This is a genomic window from Amycolatopsis sp. NPDC049688 (genome assembly GCF_040674975.1).
In the GTDB taxonomy this organism is placed as follows: domain Bacteria; phylum Actinomycetota; class Actinomycetes; order Mycobacteriales; family Pseudonocardiaceae; genus Amycolatopsis.
In genome coordinates this window covers 96,381-115,721 of the sequence record NZ_JBFANY010000022.1, presented here as the reverse complement: position 1 = coordinate 115,721, position 19,341 = coordinate 96,381, and the positions used below count along the sequence as shown (strand labels likewise).

Annotated in this window: 7 protein-coding genes; all 7 read left to right on the top strand. The window is 73.1% G+C overall.

All coding sequences use genetic code 11. The annotated features are described in order from the left end of the window. The first annotated feature begins 15 nt into the window (after positions 1-15). Positions 16-585, top strand: a complete 570-nt coding sequence (locus tag AB0J55_RS41795) for a hypothetical protein (protein ID WP_364262310.1) — start codon at positions 16-18, stop codon at positions 583-585. A gap of 77 nt (positions 586-662) precedes the next feature. Beyond that, entirely contained in the window at positions 663-1,610 is a 948-nt protein-coding gene (locus AB0J55_RS41790; protein WP_364262367.1) for a hypothetical protein, read from the top strand. Positions 1,611-1,671: 61 nt separating this feature from the next. Further along, positions 1,672-2,664, top strand: a complete 993-nt coding sequence (locus AB0J55_RS41785) for a Gfo/Idh/MocA family oxidoreductase (RefSeq protein WP_364262307.1) — start codon at positions 1,672-1,674, stop codon at positions 2,662-2,664. Continuing rightward, positions 2,661-3,422 carry a Gfo/Idh/MocA family oxidoreductase gene (locus AB0J55_RS41780; protein ID WP_364262304.1) on the top strand — a complete coding sequence of 254 codons (762 nt, stop codon included), beginning with the start codon at positions 2,661-2,663 and terminating at the stop codon, positions 3,420-3,422. Before AB0J55_RS41785 ends, AB0J55_RS41780 begins: the two co-directional genes overlap by 4 nt. Positions 3,423-3,609: 187 nt before the next feature. After that, positions 3,610-3,816 (top strand): DUF5988 family protein, encoded by a 207-nt coding sequence (locus AB0J55_RS41775; protein ID WP_364262301.1) that lies wholly within the window; start codon positions 3,610-3,612, stop codon positions 3,814-3,816. Between the two features lie 31 nt (positions 3,817-3,847). Next, the gene (locus tag AB0J55_RS41770; RefSeq protein ID WP_364262298.1) at positions 3,848-5,038 is read left to right on the top strand and encodes a cytochrome P450; all 1,191 of its coding nucleotides are present in this window, start codon (positions 3,848-3,850) and stop codon (positions 5,036-5,038) included. Between the two features lie 43 nt (positions 5,039-5,081). Beyond that, positions 5,082-19,319, top strand: a complete 14,238-nt coding sequence (locus AB0J55_RS41765; protein WP_364262364.1) for a type I polyketide synthase — start codon at positions 5,082-5,084, stop codon at positions 19,317-19,319. Positions 19,320-19,341 lie beyond the last annotated feature (22 nt).

Here is a 19,341-nt window from a genome sequence, read left to right as displayed (position 1 = left end):
CTACTCTGGAGTGTCATGAGCACGGACGAGCCGGCCACGGAGGCTTCGGAGTCTTCGGAGACGCCGGCGAAGGACTCCTCGCGGACCTTGGTGCTCGGCGCCGGGGCCCTGGCGCTGGCCGCCCTGATCGCCGCGGCGTTCTTCGGCATCCAGTGGTGGGCGGCGGCGGCCGACGACAACGCCGGCCTGGCGGCCTCGCGCGAGGCCGTCGTCAAGGCGGGCACCAACGCGCTGAAGGCGTACACCGAAGTCGACTACAACGACCTCGACGGCTTCTTCGCCCGCCAGAAGGCCGTGTCGGACGAGAAGATGGCGCAGCAGATCGACCAGTCCGCGCCGACGTTCCGCAAGGCGCTCACCGACGCCAAGACGAAGGTCACCACGGACGTCCAGGACATCGCCGTCGAGGAACTGGACGACCACGAAGGCAAGGCCAGCTTCCTCGCCGCCATCGCCACGACCGTCACCCAGGGCGACAAGAGCAGCGCGAAGCCGCTGCGCCTCGAGGTGTCGATGACCCGGGTGGGCGATGATTGGAAGCTGTCCGGTATCGACAGCGTCCCGCTCGTCGCGGCCGGCCAGTAGTACAGAAGGAGCCTGAAGTGCCCCCCTCCCGCCGCCAGCCGCCGCGCAGCACCCCGACGCCGTCGCGGCGTCCCCGCGTGGCCGGGCTGCGCAAGCCCTCGACGGACGAGACCGCCGCCGAGCGGACCGGCCAGCTGCCCGCCGTCCCGGCCAAGCCGCGGCCGCGCCCGCGGCCGGTGCCGCGCCCGGAGCCCCGGCCGGTCGACGAGCCCGCGTCGGGGGAGCTCGACACCGCGGGGGCCGAGGACACGCAGGTGTTCGCGGCGGTCGAGACCGAGGAGCCGCAGGTCGACGCGCTCACCGGGGAGCCTGCGGCGGACGAGGAGGCGGCTCCCGCGCGGCCGGCGCCGCGGCGGAAGCAGCGGGACACCGGGATCGCGAAGCCGACGGAGGAATCCGAGGTCCCGGTCACCGAGGCGAGTTCTTCGGAGGAGCCCGCGAAGCCGAAGGCGGACCGGACGTACGTGGTCGCGGGCGCGCTGGTGCTCGTGGCCCTGATCCTGGGCGGCCTGGCGTTCTGGTTCCACAGCGAGGAATCCGAGATCTCGTCGGCGACGAGCAACACGGCCCTGCTGGACGTGGCGAAGACCGCGCAGGTCAAGGACGCGGTGTCGAAGGCGGCCGAAGCGCTGTTCTCCTACGACTTCAACAACATCAAGAAGACCGAGGACGCGGCGAACGACCTGCTCGCCAACGACGACGTCAAGAACAAGTACAACTCGCTGATGGGCGAGGTGAAGCGGCTGGCCCCGCAGCAGAAGATGATCGTGACGTGCAAGGTGACGCGCGCGGCGGTGATCATGCTGAACGGCGACCTGGCGAAGGTGATGGTCTTCGTCGACCAGACGTCCACCCGCACGGACACGAAGAAGACGACCGCGGGCACCGCCCAGCTCCACCTGAACGCCCAGCTGCAGGGCGACAAGTGGAAGATCACGGACATGGACACGTACAACGCGCCGAAGGTTCCCGCGGCTTCGCAGGCACCCTCGTCGGCGCCGGCTTCCCCGTCGCCGTCCAAGTAGGTTTGCCGAACTACCCACGTTGGTAATGGCTCCTGCCCGCGGTGTGGGCGAGTCTCGGTACGTGAAGACGTTGCGGCAGCTCGAGGTGGCTCTGATCGGTGCGGGACTCATCGCCCGGCTGCACTTGGAAGCGTGGCTCGGCGCCGGGGCCGCCGTGCGGGTCTACGCCGACGACGGCCGCAGTGCCGAGCTCGCGGAGGAGTTCGGGGCCACCGCCGCGGGGTCGCTGGCCGAGGCGCTCGACGGCGCCGATGCCGTCGACATCTGCACTCCGACCGGCACGCACCACGAGATCGCCATGACCGCCATCGCCGCCGGCGTCGGCGTCGTGTGCGAGAAACCGCTGACCGCGGACGCCGACGAGGCCGCCGAGATCGTCGCCGCGGCCGAGCAGGCCGGCGTCCGGCTCTACCCCGCGCACGACGTGCGGTTCGCCGCGCCCTACGCGCGGCTGCACGAGCTCGTCGCGAGCGGGCGGCTCGGGGACGTCGCCATCGGGCGGTTCTCCTTCTCCGCCTACCACCCGCGGCCCTGGACCGGGACGGCCTCCGCGCGGTCGGGCGGCATCCTGACCGACCAGCTGCTGCACGGCGCCGACCTCGCCCACTGGGTCTTCGGGGACGTCGTCCGGGTGCACGCCTGCTACCAGGGCGACATCGCCACGCCCGCGCCGGAAGGCGCCGTCGCCGCCGGGACCGTCGTGCTCACCCACACGAGCGGGGCCATCAGCCAGGTCGTCAGCCGGTGGACCGCGACGCCGAAGCCGCCCGTGCGGGTCACCTACCACGTCACCGGAACCGCCGGGACCGTCGGCTACGACTCCGAGTGGCCCCAGGAGGTCCGGGTCGTCGACGGCGAAACCACGGACTTCGGCTACTACGGGCCGTCGGTGTTCGCCACGGAGATGCGGGAGTTCGCCACCGCCTTCGCGGGCGGGCCGGAGCCGCGGATCGGGGCCAAAGACGCGCTGGCCGCCGTCCGGATCACCCAGGCCGCCGCCGAGTCCGCGTGGACCGGGCGGGCCGTCGAACTTCCGGTGGAGGGAGCAGCGTGAAGGTCGCCATCCTGTCGTCCGCGCCGGAGGTCTACGCCGAGGGCCTGCGGAACGTCGAAGTCGTGGCCACGGCGGGCTGGGACGAGTTCGAGCCGGTTCTGCGGGCGGCCGAGGCGGGCGCCCGGGTGCTGTGCGAATACCCGTCGGCGGCCAAGGAAGCCGACCTGAAAGCCGTGGTCGACGCGAGCGGCGACCGGCTCACCTTCGCGTCCCCGGCCTGTCACGGCGAGGCGTTCGCCCTGGTGCGCAAGGGAATCGCGGACGGCGGCATCGGTGCGCTGACGACGGTTACCGGCTCGCTCGCCACGAGTGCGGACGGCGGCGTGCTGGGTGCGGCCGCACCGTACCTGCTCGACCTGGCGGACGCCGTCCTCGGTGGCGAGCCCGCGCAGCAGGTGTACGCCCAGACCAACACCGTCCTCAATGGACATGGCGCGGAAAGCGCGGCGGTGCTCACCGTCCGGTACCGGAGCGGGCAGGTGGCCTCGTTCGACCTCCGCCGGGACCCGGCTGGGACAGGTCGGCCGGCCGTCACCTTCATCGGGGACAAGGCAAGCGTGCAGTACGACGCCGGCCCGAAGCTGCTCGACGGCGTCGGCGCCCTCGGTGGGGAGGATCTGGTTTTCCTGCTGCTGAAGGACTTCCTGAACGAAGGGGACACCCCGGGGCCGGACGGCGAGGCTGCGCTGCGGACGTTCCGGATCGTCCAGGCGGCCTACGAATCGGCGCAGACCGGGCAGCCCGTCACCCTGGCCTGACGACGGCTCCACGGGGGCTTCTTTCCTTTGCGGGGAAGGAAGTCCCCGTTTTCGTGCGCCCGCGAAGTGGTCCGGACCGCTCTACCAGAGTGAGGGATGCCGCCTGGTGGTGGCTCGCCTAGCCTGAATCGAGAATGCAGAGACCGGTCTGTGCTGGGAGAACCGGCGAAACAAAGTGGAGGCCGCGATGAGTGTCACGCAGGTGAAAATCGCGTTGAGCGGTGGACCGGCCGAACTGGCGGCGACGGAACGCAGTGTCCTGGCGTCCGCGCTGGACCGCACGCTCAAGATCCGCCACGGTGCCGGCTACGAACACTTCGTGCACGGCGGGGAATTCCAGGCCGGCGACATCGCGGTCTTCCGGTGGTCGCACCGCACGAAGATCGCCGAATAAAAGGCCCGATCTCTCCCTTCGAAAGGTTTCCATGACCGAGGCAATTTCCTTCGAGGAGCCGTGGGCGCGAATCGACAAGTTCGACCCACCCGCGATATTCGACACCCTCCGCGAAGAACGGCCGCTGGCGAAGATGGTTTATCCGGACGGGCACGTCGGGTGGATCGTTTCCAGTTACGAACTGGTGCGCGAGGTGCTCAGCGACCCGCGGTTCAGCCACAGCTGCGAGGTCGGCCACTTCCCGGTGACGCACCAGGGTCAGGTGATCCCGACCCACCCGCTGATCCCCGGGATGTTCATCCACATGGACCCGCCGGAGCACACCCGCTACCGCAAGCTGCTGACCGGTGAGTTCACCGTCCGCCGCACGAGCCGGCTCATCCCGCGCGTGGAGGCCGTGGCCGCCGAGCAGATCGAGGTCATGCGCGCGAAGGGCGCGCCGGCGGACCTGGTGCACGACTTCGCCAAGCCGCTCGTCCTGCGGATGCTGGGCGAGCTCGTCGGCCTGCCCTACGAGGAACGCGACCGGTACGTGCCCGCGGTGACCCTGCTGCACGACGCGGAAGCCGACCCGGCAGAGGCGGCGGAAGCCTACGGGCAGGCGCAGGCGTTCTTCGACGAGGTCATCGAGCGGCGGCGCAAGGAACCCCAGGACGACCTCATCAGCTCGCTGGTGAACGAGGACCTGACCCTGGAGGAACTGCGCAACATCGTCACCCTGCTGCTGTTCGCGGGGTACGAGACCACCGAGGGCGCGTTGTGCGTCGGTACCTTCGCGCTGCTGCACCACGCCGACCAGCTGGCGAAGCTGCGCGCGGAGCCCGCGAAGCTCGACGCCGCGATCGAGGAACTCCTGCGCTACATCACCGTCAACCAGTACCACACCTACCGCACCGCGCTGGAGGACCTGAAACTCGACGGCGAGCTGATCAAGAAGGGTGACACGGTGACCGTGTCGCTGCCCGCCGCCAACCGCGACCCGGCCAAGTTCGGCTGCCCAGCGGAGCTGGACATCGAGCGTGACACCTCCGGGCACGTCGCCTTCGGGTTCGGCATCCACCAGTGCCTCGGCCAGAACCTCGCGCGCATCGAGCTGCGAGCGGGCTTCACCGCGCTGCTGCAGGCGTTCCCCGGCCTGCGGCTGGCCGTCCCGGCCGACGAGGTTCCGCTGCGGCTGAAGGGTTCCGTCTTCTCGGTGGAGAAGCTCCCGCTCGCCTGGTGAGCGTTCCTCCCCTCCGAACATGTCCGAAAGGATCTGCGGCACGGTGCGCACCGATCTCATCAAGCCACTTCACGTCGCACTCCTGGAGAACGCGACCCGTTTCGCCGACAAGGTCGCCTTCGCCGACGACCACCGGGCGGTCACCTACGGCGAGCTCGAGGCGCGCACGCGCCGGCTCGCCGGGCACCTGGCCGCCCTCGGTGTCCGGGACGGCGACCGGGTCGCGTTCTGCCTCGGCAACCGCGTGTCCACTGTGGAGAGTTACTACGCGGTGCTGCGCGCGGGGGCGATCGGCGTCCCGCTCAACCCCGGCGCGGCCACGGCCGAGCTGCAGCACCCCCTGGAAGACAGCGGTGCGGTGGCCGTCATCACCGACGCCACCCAGGCGGCGCGGCTGGAGTTCGCGCCGGAGGTCGAGCTGCTGGTGACGGGCGACGACGTCCCGGCCGGCGCGCACGCCTACGACGAACTCGCGACCAGCGAACCGGACCAGCCGGCACCGGACGACCTCGAGCTCGACGAACCGGCGTGGATGTTCTACACGTCGGGGACGACCGGGCGGCCCAAGGGCGTCCTGTCGACGCAGCGCAACTGCCTCTGGTCCGTCGCCTCCTGCTACGTGCCGTTCCCCGGACTGTCCGATCAGGACCGCGTGCTCTGGCCGCTGCCGTTGTTCCACAGCCTTTCGCACATCGCCTGCGTGCTGTCGGCCACCGTCGTCGGGGCGACCGTCCGGATCACCGACGGCAGTTCCGCCGACGACGTCATCCGGCTGCTCCGCGCGGAGGACACGACGTTCCTGGCCGGCGTGCCCACCACCTACCACCACCTGGTGCGGGCCGCGCGGCAGCGCGGGTTCACCGCGCCGAGCCTGCGGATCGGCCTCGCCGGGGGCGCGGTCCTCGGCGCCGGGCTGCGGAGCGAGTTCGAGGAGACCTTCGGCGTTCCGCTGATCGACGCCTACGGCAGCACCGAGACCTGCGGTGCCATCACGATGAACCCGCCGGACGGCGCCCGCGTCGCGGGGTCCTGCGGCCGGCCCGTGCCGGGCGTCGGGGTGCGGGTCGTCGACCCCGACACCGGGCTGGACGTCCCCGCCGGCCAGGAGGGCGAGGTCTGGGTCAAGGGACCGAACGTCATGGTCGGCTACCACAACAGCCCGGAGACGACCGCCGCCGCGATGCGCGACGGCTGGTTCCGCACCGGCGACCTGGCCCGCCGCGACGACGCCGGCTACTTCACCATCTGCGGCCGGATCAAGGAGCTCGTCATCCGGGGCGGGGCGAACATCCACCCCGGCGAGATCGAGGCGGTCCTGCGGACGGCCGACGGCGTCGCCGACGTGGCGGTCGCCGGTGCGCCGCACGACACGCTCGGGGAAGTCCCGGTCGCGTACGTGATCCCCGGCCCGTCCGGGTTCGACGCCGGCGCGCTGATCGAGAAGTGCCGCGAGGAGCTGTCCGCGTACAAGGTGCCGGAGCGGATCCTCGAAGTCGCCCACATCCCGCGGACAGCGTCGGGCAAGATCCGGCGGGGTCTGCTGGCCGACGAGCCGGGGGAGCTGCGGTACGCCGCCGCCGAACACGAGGAAGACGCCCGGCAGGCCGACGATGGCGTGGCCGAGGCGCTGCGGGCGCGACTGTCCGGTTTGGACGAACGGGCGCAGCGGGAACTCCTGGAAGAACTGGTCCGCGGCGAGGCCGCCGGCGTGCTGGGGGCGGAAGTCCCGGCCGGCCGCGCGTTCCGCGACCTCGGCTTCACCTCGCTGGCCATCGTCGAACTGCGGAACCGGCTGACCGGCCGCACCGGGTTGTGGCTGCCCGCGAGTGCCGTCTTCGACCACCCGACGCCGTCGGCGCTGGCCGGCCGCGTCCGGGCCGAGCTGCTCGGGCTCACCCGGGACGTCGCCGAGCCGGTGGTGGCGGCCGACCCGGACGAGCCGATCGCGATCGTCGGGATGGCGTGCCGCCTGCCCGGCGGGGTGACGTCCCCCGAGGACCTGTGGCGGCTGGTCGCCGACCGCGTCGACGCCGTCTCGGACTTCCCCGGCGACCGCGGGTGGGACCTGGAGGACCTCGTCGACCCGGGCCGGGAACGCCCTGGGACGTCGTACGTCGGCCACGGCGGGTTCCTCCACGACGCCGGGCTCTTCGACGCGGGCTTCTTCGGCATCTCGCCGCGGGAGGCCCTGGCCATGGACCCGCAGCAGCGGCTGCTGCTGGAGACGTCGTGGGAAGCCCTCGAGCACGCCGGCGTCGACCCGATCGCGCTGAAGGGCACCGACACCGGGGTGTTCTCCGGCCTGATGAACCAGGGCTACGGCTCCGGCGCGGTCGCCCCAGAGCTCGAGGGGTTCGTCACGACCGGGGTCGCGTCGAGCGTGGCGTCCGGCCGCGTCTCCTACGTGCTCGGGCTGGAAGGCCCGGCCGTCACCGTCGACACGGCGTGTTCGTCGTCGCTGGTCGCCATGCACCTGGCCGCGCAGGCCCTGCGGCAGGGTGAGTGCTCGATGGCGCTGGCCGGCGGCGTCACGGTGATGGCGACGCCGGGTTCGTTCGTCGAGTTCTCCCGCCAGCGGGCCCTGGCGCCCGACGGCCGGTGCAAGGCGTTCGCGGCCGCGGCCGACGGGACCGGCTGGTCCGAAGGCGTCGGCGTGGTCGTGCTGGAACGGCTGTCGGTGGCGCGGGAGCGGGGTCACCGGGTGCTGGCCGTGCTGCGGGGCAGCGCGGTCAACCAGGACGGGGCGTCCAACGGGCTCACCGCGCCGAACGGCCTCTCGCAGCAGCGGGTGATCCGCCGCGCGCTGGCCGCGGCCGGGCTGGCCCCGTCCGATGTGGACGCCGTCGAGGCGCACGGGACCGGGACGACCCTCGGCGACCCGATCGAGGCGCAGGCGCTGCTGGCGACCTACGGCCAGGAGCGGGAGACGCCGCTGTGGCTCGGGTCGCTGAAGTCGAACATCGGCCACGCGCAGGCGGCCGCCGGGGTCGCCGGGGTCATCAAGATGGTGCAGGCGCTGCGGCACGAGGTGCTGCCGGCGACGCTGCATGTCGACAAACCGACTTCCGAGGTGGACTGGTCCGCCGGTGCGGTCTCGCTGCTGACGGAGGCCCGGGAGTGGCCGCGTGCCGACCGTCCGCGCCGAGCCGGGATCTCCTCCTTCGGAGTCAGCGGCACGAACGCCCACCTGATCCTGGAGGAAGCCCCGCCCCAGGACCTCGTGAGTGAGAAACAGTGTTCTAACCCTGTTTCTCACTCACGACCGGCCGTGGTGCCGCTCGTGGTGTCGGCGCGCAGCAAGGAGGCGCTGGCCGGGCAGGCCGAGCGGCTGGCGTCGTTCCTGGAAGGTGACGTCTCGCTGACCGAGGTGGCTGCCGCGCTGGTGTCGCGTCGGGCGGTGCTGGACGAACGCGCGGTCGTCGTTGCCGGTTCGCGTGCGGAAGCCGTGACCGGCCTGCGCGCGCTGAACGCGGCCGGTTCGGCGACGCCGGGCAAGGTCGTGTGGGTGTTCCCCGGGCAGGGCACGCAGTGGCCGGGGATGGGCCGGGAGCTCCTGGATGCGTCGCCGGTGTTCGCTGCGCGGATCGCCGAGTGCGCGGCGGCGTTGGAGCCGTGGATCGATTGGTCGCTGGTCGGCGTCCTCCGTGGTGAGGGTGATCTGGATCGGGTCGACGTGCTGCAGCCCGCCTGTTTCGCCGTGATGGTGGGGCTGGCGGCGGTGTGGGAGTCCGTCGGCGTGCGGCCGGACGCTGTCGTCGGCCACTCGCAAGGTGAGATCGCCGCCGCCTGTGTGTCGGGAGCGCTGTCGCTGGAAGACGCGGCGAAGGTGGTCGCGCTGCGCAGCCAGGCCATCGCGGCGCAGCTGTCCGGACGCGGCGGGATGGCGTCGGTCGCCCTCGGCGAGGACGACGTGCTCCCGTGGCTGGCGGACGGGGTCGAGGTGGCCGCCGTCAACGGGCCGGCCTCGGTCGTGATCGCCGGCGACGCCCGAGCTCTCGACGAGACCCTGGAAACCCTGGCCGGGCAGGAAATCCGCGTGCGGCGGGTGGCGGTGGACTACGCGTCCCACACCCGGCACGTCGAAGACATCGAGGACACCCTCGCCGAGGCCCTGTCCGGGATCACTGCGCAGGCCCCGGTCGTGCCGTTCCACTCCACCGTCACGAGCGGGTGGATCCGCGACGCGGGCGTCCTGGACGGCAGCTACTGGTACCGCAACCTGCGCAACCAGGTCCGGTTCGGGGCGGCCGCGGCGGCCCTGGTCGAGCAGGGCCACACGGTGTTCGTGGAGGTCAGCGCCCACCCGGTGACGGTCCAGCCGCTGAGCGAGCTCACCGGCGCGGTCGTCACCGGGACGCTGCGGCGCGACGACGGCGGCCTGCGCCGCCTGCTGACCTCGATGGGCGAGGTGTTCACCGGCGGCGTCGACGTGGACTGGAGCGCGGTCGTGCCGGCGGCCGGCTGGGCCGACCTGCCGACCTACGCCTTCGACCACCGGCACTACTGGCTCGAGCCGGCCGGACCGGCGCCGGACGGCGACCCGCTCCTGGGCACGGTCGTCAGCACGCCCGGTTCCGGCCGCCTGACCGCCGTGGCCCGGTGGAACCGCCGGGCCCATCCCTGGGCGGTGGACGGCCTGGTGCCGAACGCGGCGCTGGTCGAGGCGGCCATCCGGCTCGGCGACCTGGCCGCCACGCCTTTCCTCGCCGAACTGACCGTCGACACGCCCGTGGTGCTGCCGCAGCGCGGCGGCCGGGACGTCCAGCTGATCGTCGGCGAACCCGGCGAGCACGGGCGCCCGATCGAGGTCTTTTCGCGCGAGGCCGACGAACCGTGGACGCGGCACGCCCACGGCACGCTTGCTCCCGCCGCCGCTGCGGTGCCTGACCGGGGGACCCCAGCGGGAGACGCCATCGACGTCACCGTCGACGGCCTGCGCGACGCGGACCGGTACGGGATCCACCCCGCGCTGCTGGACGCCGCCGTCCGCACGGTCGTCGGCGACGACCTGCTCCCGTCCGTCTGGACCGGCGTGTCCCTCCACGCCGCCGGGGCCACCACCGTGACCGCGACGCCGACGGCGACCGGCCTGCGGCTGACCGACCCGGCCGGGCAGCCCGTCCTGACCGTCGAAGCGGTACGCGGCACGCCGTTCGCCGCCGGACGACCGGCCACCGACTCGCTCTTCCGCGTCGAATGGACGGAGATCCCGCTGCCCGACGCGGCCGAAGCCGACTTCGTGACTTACGAAGCCACCTCGGTCGAGGACACCCTGGCTGCGCTCCAGACGTGGCTGGCGGAGCCCGCCGGCACCCGGCTGGCCGTCCTCACTGGCGACTGCACCGAGCCCGAAGCGGCCGCGGTGTGGGGCTTGGTGCGCTCGGCGCAGTCCGAGCACCCGGGCCGGATCGTCCTGGCCGACCTCGACGACAACTCCGTGCTGCCCGTCGTGGTGGCGACCGGCGAACCCCAGGTCAGGGTGCGGGACGGCGTCGCGTCGGTGCCCCGGCTGACCCGGCTGGCGCCGCAGCGGGATGCGCGGCCGCTCGACCCCGAGGGCACTGTCCTGATCACCGGCGGCACCGGCACGCTCGGCGCGCTGACCGCCCGGCACCTCGTCACCGCGCACGGCGTCCGGCACCTGGTGCTGGTCAGCCGCCGTGGCGAGGCCCCTGAGCTGCAGGACGAGCTGACCGCGCTGGGCGCGTCCGTCACCGTCGCCGCCTGCGATGTGGCGGACCGGGCGCAGCTCGAAGCCGTCCTGCGAGCCATCCCGGCCGAGCACCCGCTCACCGCCGTGATCCACACCGCCGGTGTCCTCGCCGACGGCGTCCTCACCGAGCTGACCCCGGACCGGATCGCCACCGTGCGGCGGCCGAAGACCGAAGCCGCTCTGCTGCTGGACGAGCTCACCCGGGACGCCGACCTCGCCGCGTTCGTGCTGTTCTCCTCGGCGGCGGGCGTGCTGGGCAACCCCGGCCAGGGCGGGTACGCGGCCGCCAACGCCGAGCTGGATGCCCTGGCGGCAAAGCGAAACCGCCTCGGCCGGCCCGCGGTGTCCATCGCCTGGGGCTACTGGTCGGCGGTCAGCGGGATGACCGAACACCTGGGTGCCGCCGACCTGCGGCGCAACCAGCGGATCGGCATGTCCGGCCTCGACGCCGGCGAAGGCATGGTGCTGCTGGACGCCGCCATCGGCACCGGCGGCGCCCTGGTCGCGGCCAAGTTCGACGTCGCCGCGCTGCGGGCGACGGCGAAATCCGGCGGCCCTGTTCCGCCGCTGCTGCGCGGCCTGGCCCCGCTGCCGCGGCGGACCGCGGCCAAGACGGCGTCGCTCACCGAGCGTCTCGCCGGGCTGGGTGAGCCCGAGCAGACCGAGGCTTTGCTGGACTTGGTGCGTCGGCACGCGGCCGAAGTGCTCGGCCACAGCGGCGTCGAGTCCGTCCACACGGGACGGACGTTCAAGGACGCCGGCTTCGACTCCCTGACTGCGGTCGAGCTCCGGAACCGCCTCGCGGCCGCGACCGGGCTGACTCTGTCCCCGGCGATGATCTTCGACTACCCGAAGCCGCCGGCGCTCGCGGAACACCTGCGCACCAAGCTGTTCGGCAGTGCTTCGAAGCCGGCCGAGATCGGGACCGCCGCGGCGGCCGACGAGCCGATCGCGATCGTGGCGATGGCGTGCCGCTTCCCCGGCGGCGTGCACAGCCCGGAAGACCTGTGGCGGCTGGTCGCCGACGGCGTCGACGCCGTCACCGAGTTCCCGGATGACCGCGGCTGGGACACCGACCGCGTCTACCACGAAGACCCCGACCACGAAGGCACCACGTACGTCCGGCACGGCGCCTTCCTCGACGACGCCGCCGGGTTCGACGCCGCCTTCTTCGGCATCTCGCCCAACGAGGCCCTCGCCATGGACCCGCAGCAGCGGCTGCTGCTGGAGACGTCCTGGGAGCTGTTCGAACGGGCCGCGATCGACCCCGCCACCCTGGCCGGGCAGGACGTCGGCGTCTTCGCCGGCGTCAACAGCCACGACTACAGCGTGCGGCTGCACCGGGCCGCCGGCGTCGAGGGCTTCCGGCTCACCGGCAGTTCCGCGAGCGTCCTCTCCGGCCGCGTCGCCTACCACTACGGCCTCGAGGGGCCCGCCGTCACCGTCGACACGGCGTGCTCGTCTTCGCTGGTCGCGCTGCACCTGGCGGTGCAGGCCCTGCAGCGCGGCGAGTGCTCGATGGCCCTCGCGGGCGGCGTGATGGTGATGGGCACGGTCGAGACGTTCGTCGAGTTCTCACGGCAGCGCGGGCTGGCCCCCGACGGCCGCTGCAAGGCGTTCGCCGACGCCGCGGACGGCACCGGCTGGTCCGAGGGCGCCGGGCTGCTCCTGGTGGAGCGGCTGTCCGAGGCGCGGCGGCGCGGGCACCAGGTCTTGGCCGTGGTCCGCGGGTCCGCGGTCAACTCCGACGGTGCGTCCAACGGCCTGACCGCCCCGAACGGGCCGTCCCAGCAGCGCGTGATCCGCAAGGCGCTGGCCGCCGCCGGACTGTCCACATCGGACGTAGACGCGGTCGAGGCGCACGGGACCGGCACCACCCTCGGCGACCCGATCGAGGCGGAGGCACTGCTCGCCACCTACGGCCAGGACCGCGAGCAGCCGCTGTGGCTCGGGTCGGTGAAGTCGAACCTCGGGCACACACAGGCCGCGGCGGGGGTCGCGGGCGTGATCAAGATGGTCATGGCCATGCGCCACGGCGTCCTGCCCAAGACGCTGCACGTCGACCGGCCGTCGTCCCATGTGGACTGGTCGGCGGGCGCGGTGGAGCTGCTGACCGAGGCCCGCGAGTGGCCGGTGCACGGCCACCCGCGGCGGGCGGGCGTGTCGTCGTTCGGCATCGGCGGCACCAACGCGCACGTCGTCCTCGAAGAGGTTCCCCAGCCGGTGGTGACGCCGGAGCCGGAGCCCGCCGAGTTCCTGGTGCCGGTGCTCCTGTCGGCCAAGACGGCAGCCGGACTGCGGAGGCAGGCCGCGCGGCTCGCCGGCTTCCTCGACACTGATGTGCGCGTCCCCGATGTCGCCCACGCCCTGGCCACGACCCGGGCCCAGCTCGACCACCGGGCCGTCGTCCTGGCTTCCGACCGGGAACAGCTCCGCAGCGACCTGGACACCTTCGGCCCCGGTGTCGTGACCGGGACGCCGTTCGACGGCAAGCTGGCCGTCCTCTTCACCGGCCAGGGCAGCCAGTGGGCCGGCATGGGCCGCGAGCTCGCCGGGACGTTCCCGGTGTTCCGCGACGCCTTCACCGCAGCCTGCGACGCCGTGGACGCGCACTCGGGCGCCCGTCCGTTGCGCGAGGTCGTCTTCGACGACAGCACGCTGCTCGACCAGACCAGGTACACCCAGGGCGCGCTGTTCGCCGTGGAGACCGCGTTGTTCCGGCTCTTCGAGTCCTGGGGCGTGCGGCCGGATCTGCTCGCCGGCCACTCGATCGGCGAACTCGCCGCCGCGCACGTGTCCGGGGTCCTGGACCTGGCCGACGCGGGCCGGCTGGCCGCCGCGCGCGGCCGGCTGATGCAGGCCCTGCCCGCGGGCGGCGCGATGGTCGCCGTCCAGGCGACCGAAGACGAGGTCGCGCCCCTGCTCGACGGCGTCGTGTGCGTCGCCGCGATCAACGGCCCGGACTCCGTGGTGCTCTCCGGCGCCGAGGACGCCGTGCTCGCCGTCGCGGCCGAGCTGGCGGACCGCGGCCGCAAGACGAAGCGGCTGGCGGTCAGCCACGCCTTCCACTCGCCGCTGATGGAACCGATGCTCGACGAGTTCCGCGCGGTCGCGGAAAGCCTGACGTACCGGGCCGGTTCGCTGCCCGTGGTCTCGACGCTGACCGGGAAGATCGCGGCCCTCGACACCGCCGGTTACTGGGTGGACCAGGTGCGCAGCGCCGTGCGGTTCAGCGACGCCGTCACCGAGCTGAACGCCCAGGGCGCGACGACGTTCGCCGAGTTCGGCCCGGGCGGCGCCCTCGCGGCGATGGCGCTCGGCACGCTCGGCGGCCCGGAGCGCAGCTGCGTCGCCACCCTGCGCAAGAACGGCGCCGAGGTCCCCGACGTCCTGACCGCGCTGGCGGAACTGCACGTCCGGGGTGTGGCCGTGGACTGGACGGCGGTGCTCGGCGAGCCGGGTGCGGCGGTCGGGACCCTCCTGCCCACCTACGCGTTCCAGCACGAGCGGTTCTGGGTCGGCACCGACGACCTGCCGGAAGCCGCCCCGCCGGCCGAGCCGATCGCCGCCCGGCCGGTCGAGGACGTCCTGGAGCTGGTCCGGGAGAGCGCCGCGGTGGTGCTCGGGCACCGGGACGCGAACGCGTTCGACCTCGACCGGTCCTTCAAGGACCACGGGTTCGACTCCCTCAGCGCGATCAAGCTGCGCAACCGCCTGCGCGACTTCACCGGCGTCGAGCTGCCCAGCACGCTGATCTTCGACTACCCGAACCCGGCCGTCCTCGCCGGCCACCTGCGGGCCGAACTCTCCGGCGAGCGCCCGGCGGCGCCGGTGACGGTGCCGCGGGAGGCCTCCGACGAGCCGATCGCGATCGTCGGCATGAGCACCCGGCTGCCGGGCGGCGCCGACAGCCCCGAAGAGCTGTGGAACCTCGTCGCGGAAGGCCGGGACGCCATCACCGGCTTCCCCGTCGACCGCGGCTGGGACCTGGACGGCCTGTACCACCCGGACCCCGCCCACGCCGGGACGAGCTACACGCGCTCGGGCGGCTTCCTGCACGACGCGGCCCAGTTCGACGCCGGGCTCTTCGGCATCTCGCCCCGCGAAGCCCTGGCCATGGATCCGCAGCAGCGGCTGCTGCTGGAGACTTCGTGGGAGGCTCTCGAACGCGCGGGCGTCGACCCGCTGTCGGCCCGCGGGAGCGACGTCGGCGTCTTCACCGGGATCGTGCACCACGACTACGTGACGCGGCTGCGCGAAGTGCCCGAAGACGTCCAGGGCTACACGATGACCGGCACGGCTTCGAGCGTCGCGTCCGGCCGGGTGGCCTACGTGTTCGGCTTCGAGGGGCCCGCGGTCACCGTGGACACGGCGTGTTCGTCGTCGCTGGTCGCGATCCACCTCGCGGCGCAGGCGCTGCGCCAGGGCGAGTGCTCGATGGCGCTGGCCGGCGGGGCCACCGTGATGGCCAGCCCGGACGCCTTCCTGGAGTTCTCCCGCCAGCGCGGGCTCTCCGCCGACGGCCGGTGCAAGGCCTACGCGGAAGGCGCGGACGGCACGGGCTGGGCCGAAGGCGTCGGCGTGGTCGTCCTCGAACGGCTTTCCGTGGCCCGCGAGCGCGGCCACCGGGTGCTGGCGGTGTTGCGCGGCAGCGCGGTGAACCAGGACGGTGCGTCGAACGGCCTGACCGCGCCGAACGGGCCGTCGCAGCAGCGGGTGATCCGCGGTGCGCTGGCTTCGGCCGGGCTGGCACCGTCCGATGTGGACGTCGTGGAAGGGCACGGCACCGGGACCGCGCTGGGCGACCCGATCGAGGTCCAGGCGCTGCTCGCCACCTACGGGCAGGAGCGGGACCAGCCGCTGTGGCTCGGCTCGCTGAAGTCGAACATCGGGCACACGCAGGCCGCCGCGGGTGTGGTCGGCGTGATCAAGATGGTCATGGCCATGCGCCACGGCGTCATGCCGGCCACGCTGCACGCCGAAGAGCGCACGAGCCAGGTCGACTGGTCCGCGGGCGCGATCGAGGTGCTCACCGAGGCCCGCGAGTGGCCGCGCACCGGCCGTCCGCGCCGGGCGGGCGTGTCCTCCTTCGGCGCCAGCGGCACCAACGCCCACCTGATCATCGAGGAAGCCCCGCCCCAGGATGTCGTGAGTGGGAAACAGGGTTCTAACACTGTTTCCCACTCACGACCGGCTGTGGTGCCGCTCGTGGTGTCCGCGCGCAGCACCGGTTCGCTGGCCGGGCAGGCTGGGCGGCTGGCCGCGGTCCTCGAGCACGAGCCGCTGGCGGGGGTGGCCCGGTCGCTGGTGACGGGGCGCGCCACGCTGAACGAGCGGGCGGTCGTCATCGCGGGCTCGGCCGGTGAGGCTCAGGCCGGGTTGCAGGCGCTGGCCCGCGGCGAGAACGCGCCCGGCGTCGTGACCGGGACCGCCGGCCGGCCGGGCAAGGTCGTCTGGGTCTTCCCGGGTCAGGGCTCGCAGTGGGCCGGGATGGGCCGGGAACTCCTGGATTCGTCGCCGGTGTTCGCCGAGCGGATCAAGGAGTGCGCCTCCGCGCTGGAGCCGTGGACCGACTGGTCGCTGCTCGACGTGCTGCGCGGCGACGCCGACCTGCTCGACCGGGTCGACGTGGTGCAGCCCGCCAGCTTCGCGATGATGGTCGGCCTCGCCGCGGTGTGGACCTCCCTGGGCGTGGTGCCGGACGCGGTTCTCGGGCACTCCCAGGGCGAGATCGCCGCCGCCTGTGTCTCGGGTGCGTTGTCGCTGGACGATGCGGCGAAGGTGGTGGCCCTGCGCAGCCAGGCGATCGCCGCCGAACTGGCCGGACGCGGCGGCATGGCGTCGGTCGCGCTGAGCGAAGCGGACGCGGCCGCGCGGCTGGCGCCGTGGGCCGACCGGGTCGAGGTGGCCGCGGTCAACAGCCCGTCCTCGGTCGTCGTCGCGGGCGACGCGCAGGCCCTCGACGAGGCCCTGGCCGCGCTGGAAGCCGACGGCGCGCGGGTGCGGCGGGTCGCGGTGGACTACGCCTCGCACACCCGGCACGTCGAGGCCATCGCCGAAGCCTTGGCCAAGGTCCTGGCCGGGATCACCGCGCAGGCGCCGGAGATCCCGTTCTACTCCACCGTCCTCGGCACGTGGATCGAGGACGCCGTCGTCGACGGCGGCTACTGGTACCGGAACCTGCGGCAGCAGGTGCGGTTCGGCCCGTCGGTGGCGGAGCTGGCCGGGCTGGGGCACACGGTGTTCGTCGAGATCAGCGCCCACCCGGTGCTGGCCCAGCCGCTGAGCGAGCTCAGCGACGACGCCGTGGTGACCGGCTCCCTGCGGCGGGACGACGGCGGTCTGCGGCGGCTGCTGGCGTCGGCGGCCGAGCTGTCCGTCCGGGGCGTGGCCGTGGACTGGGCCGCGACCGTGCCCGCGGCCGGCTGGGTCGACCTGCCGACGTACGCCTTCGACCGGCGGCACTTCTGGCTGCACGAAGCCGAAACCACGGAAACCGCCGAAGGTGCGGACGGCGAGTTCTGGACCGCGGTCGAACAGTCCGATGTGGACAGTCTCGCCGAGCTCCTCGAACTCGTGCCCGAACAGCGGGGGGCGCTCAGCACCGTCGTGCCCGTGCTGGCCGGGTGGCGGGACCGGCGCCGCGAGCGCTCGACCGCGGAGAAGCTGCGCTACCAGGTCACCTGGCAGCCCCTGGAGCGCGAAGCCACCGGCGTGCCGGGCGGCCGCTGGCTGGCCGTCGTCCCGGCCGGCACCCCCGACGCGCTCCTGAACGAACTGACCGGTCAGGGGCTCGACCTCGTCCGGCTGGACATCGAGGAACCGTCGAGGGACCGGCTCGCCGAACGGTTGCGGGGTGTCCTGGCGGCGGACGACCTCACCGGCGTGCTGTCGCTGCTCGCGCTGGACGGCGGGCCCGCGGACGCGACCGAGATCACCGCCTCGACCCTCGCGCTGGTCCAGGCGCTCGGCGACACCAACGTCGCCGCGCCGCTGTGGTGCCTCACCTCCGGCGCGGTGAACATCGGCATCCAGGACGCCGTCACCGCACCGGCCCAGGCCGCCGTGTGGGGCCTCGGCCGCGCCGTCGCCCTGGAACGGCTCGACCGGTGGGGCGGCCTCGTCGACCTCCCCGCCGCGATCGACGCGCGCACGGCACAGGCCCTGCTCGGCGTCTTGAACGGCGCCGGCGGGGAAGACCAGCTCGCGGTCCGGCGGTCGGGCGTCTACAGCCGGCGGCTGGTCCGCAAGCCCGTGCCGGAATCCGCGTCGGGCAAGTGGGAACCGCGCGGCACGGTCCTGGTCACCGGCGGCGCCGAAGGGCTCGGCCGGCACGCCTCGGTCTGGCTCGCGCAGTCCGGCGCCGACCGGCTCATCGTCACCGGCACCGACGGTGTCGAAGAACTGCGGGCCGAGCTGGCCGAGTTCGGCACCGAGATCGACTTCTGCGCCGGTACCGACCGGGACGCGATCGCGCGGCTGGTGGCGGACGCGGAGGTCACCGCGGTGGTGCACGCCGCCGACATCGCGCAGACCAGCTCCGTCGACGACACCGGGCGGGCCGACCTCGACGAGGTGTTCGCCGCCAAGGTGACCACCGCGGTGTGGCTGGACCAGCTGTTCGAGGACACCCCGCTCGACGCCTTCGTCGTGTTCTCCTCCATCGCGGGCATCTGGGGCGGTGGCGGCCAGGGCCCGGCGGGTGCGGCGAACGCCGTCCTCGACGCCCTGGTCGAGTGGCGCCGCGCCCGCGGCCTCAAGGCGACGTCGATCGCCTGGGGCGCCCTGGACGAGATCGGCATCGGCATGGACGAGGCCGCGCTCGCCCAGCTGCGCCGCCGCGGTGTCCTCCCGATGGCGCCGCCGCTGGCGGTCACGGCGATGGTGCAGGCCGTCGCCGGAAACGAGAAGGCCGTGGCGGTGGCCGACATGGACTGGGCCGCCTTCATCCCCGCGTTCACCTCGGTCCGGCCCAGCCCGCTGTTCGCCGACCTCCCCGAGGCCAAGGCGATCCTGCAGCCCACCCAGGACGACGGCGAGGACGGCGACACGGCGGCGTCGCTCGCGGATTCGCTGCGGGCGGTGCCGGATGCCGAGCAGAACCGCATTCTGCTGAAGCTGGTCCGCGGGCACGCCTCGACGGTCCTCGGCCACAGCGGCGCCGAAGGCATCGGCCCGCGGCAGGCGTTCCAGGAGGTCGGCTTCGACTCCCTGGCCGCGGTCAACCTCCGCAACAGCCTGCACGCGGCCACCGGGCTCAAGCTGCCCGCGACGCTGATCTTCGACTACCCCACCCCGGAGGCGCTGGTCGGCTACCTGCGCGTCGAGCTCCTCCGGGAGGCCGACGACGGCCTGGACGGGCGGGAAGACGACCTCCGGCGGGTCCTCGCGGCCGTGCCGTTCGCCCGGTTCAAGGAAGCGGGCGTCCTGGAGGCCCTGCTCGGCCTGGCCGAAGCGGAAGCCGGCCCGGAGCCGGAGATCCCCGGCCCGGCCACCGACGACGCAGAACTGATCGACGCACTGGACATCTCCGGTCTCGTGCAACGGGCCCTCGGGCAGACGAGCTGACCGCCGATGGCGAACGAATCGT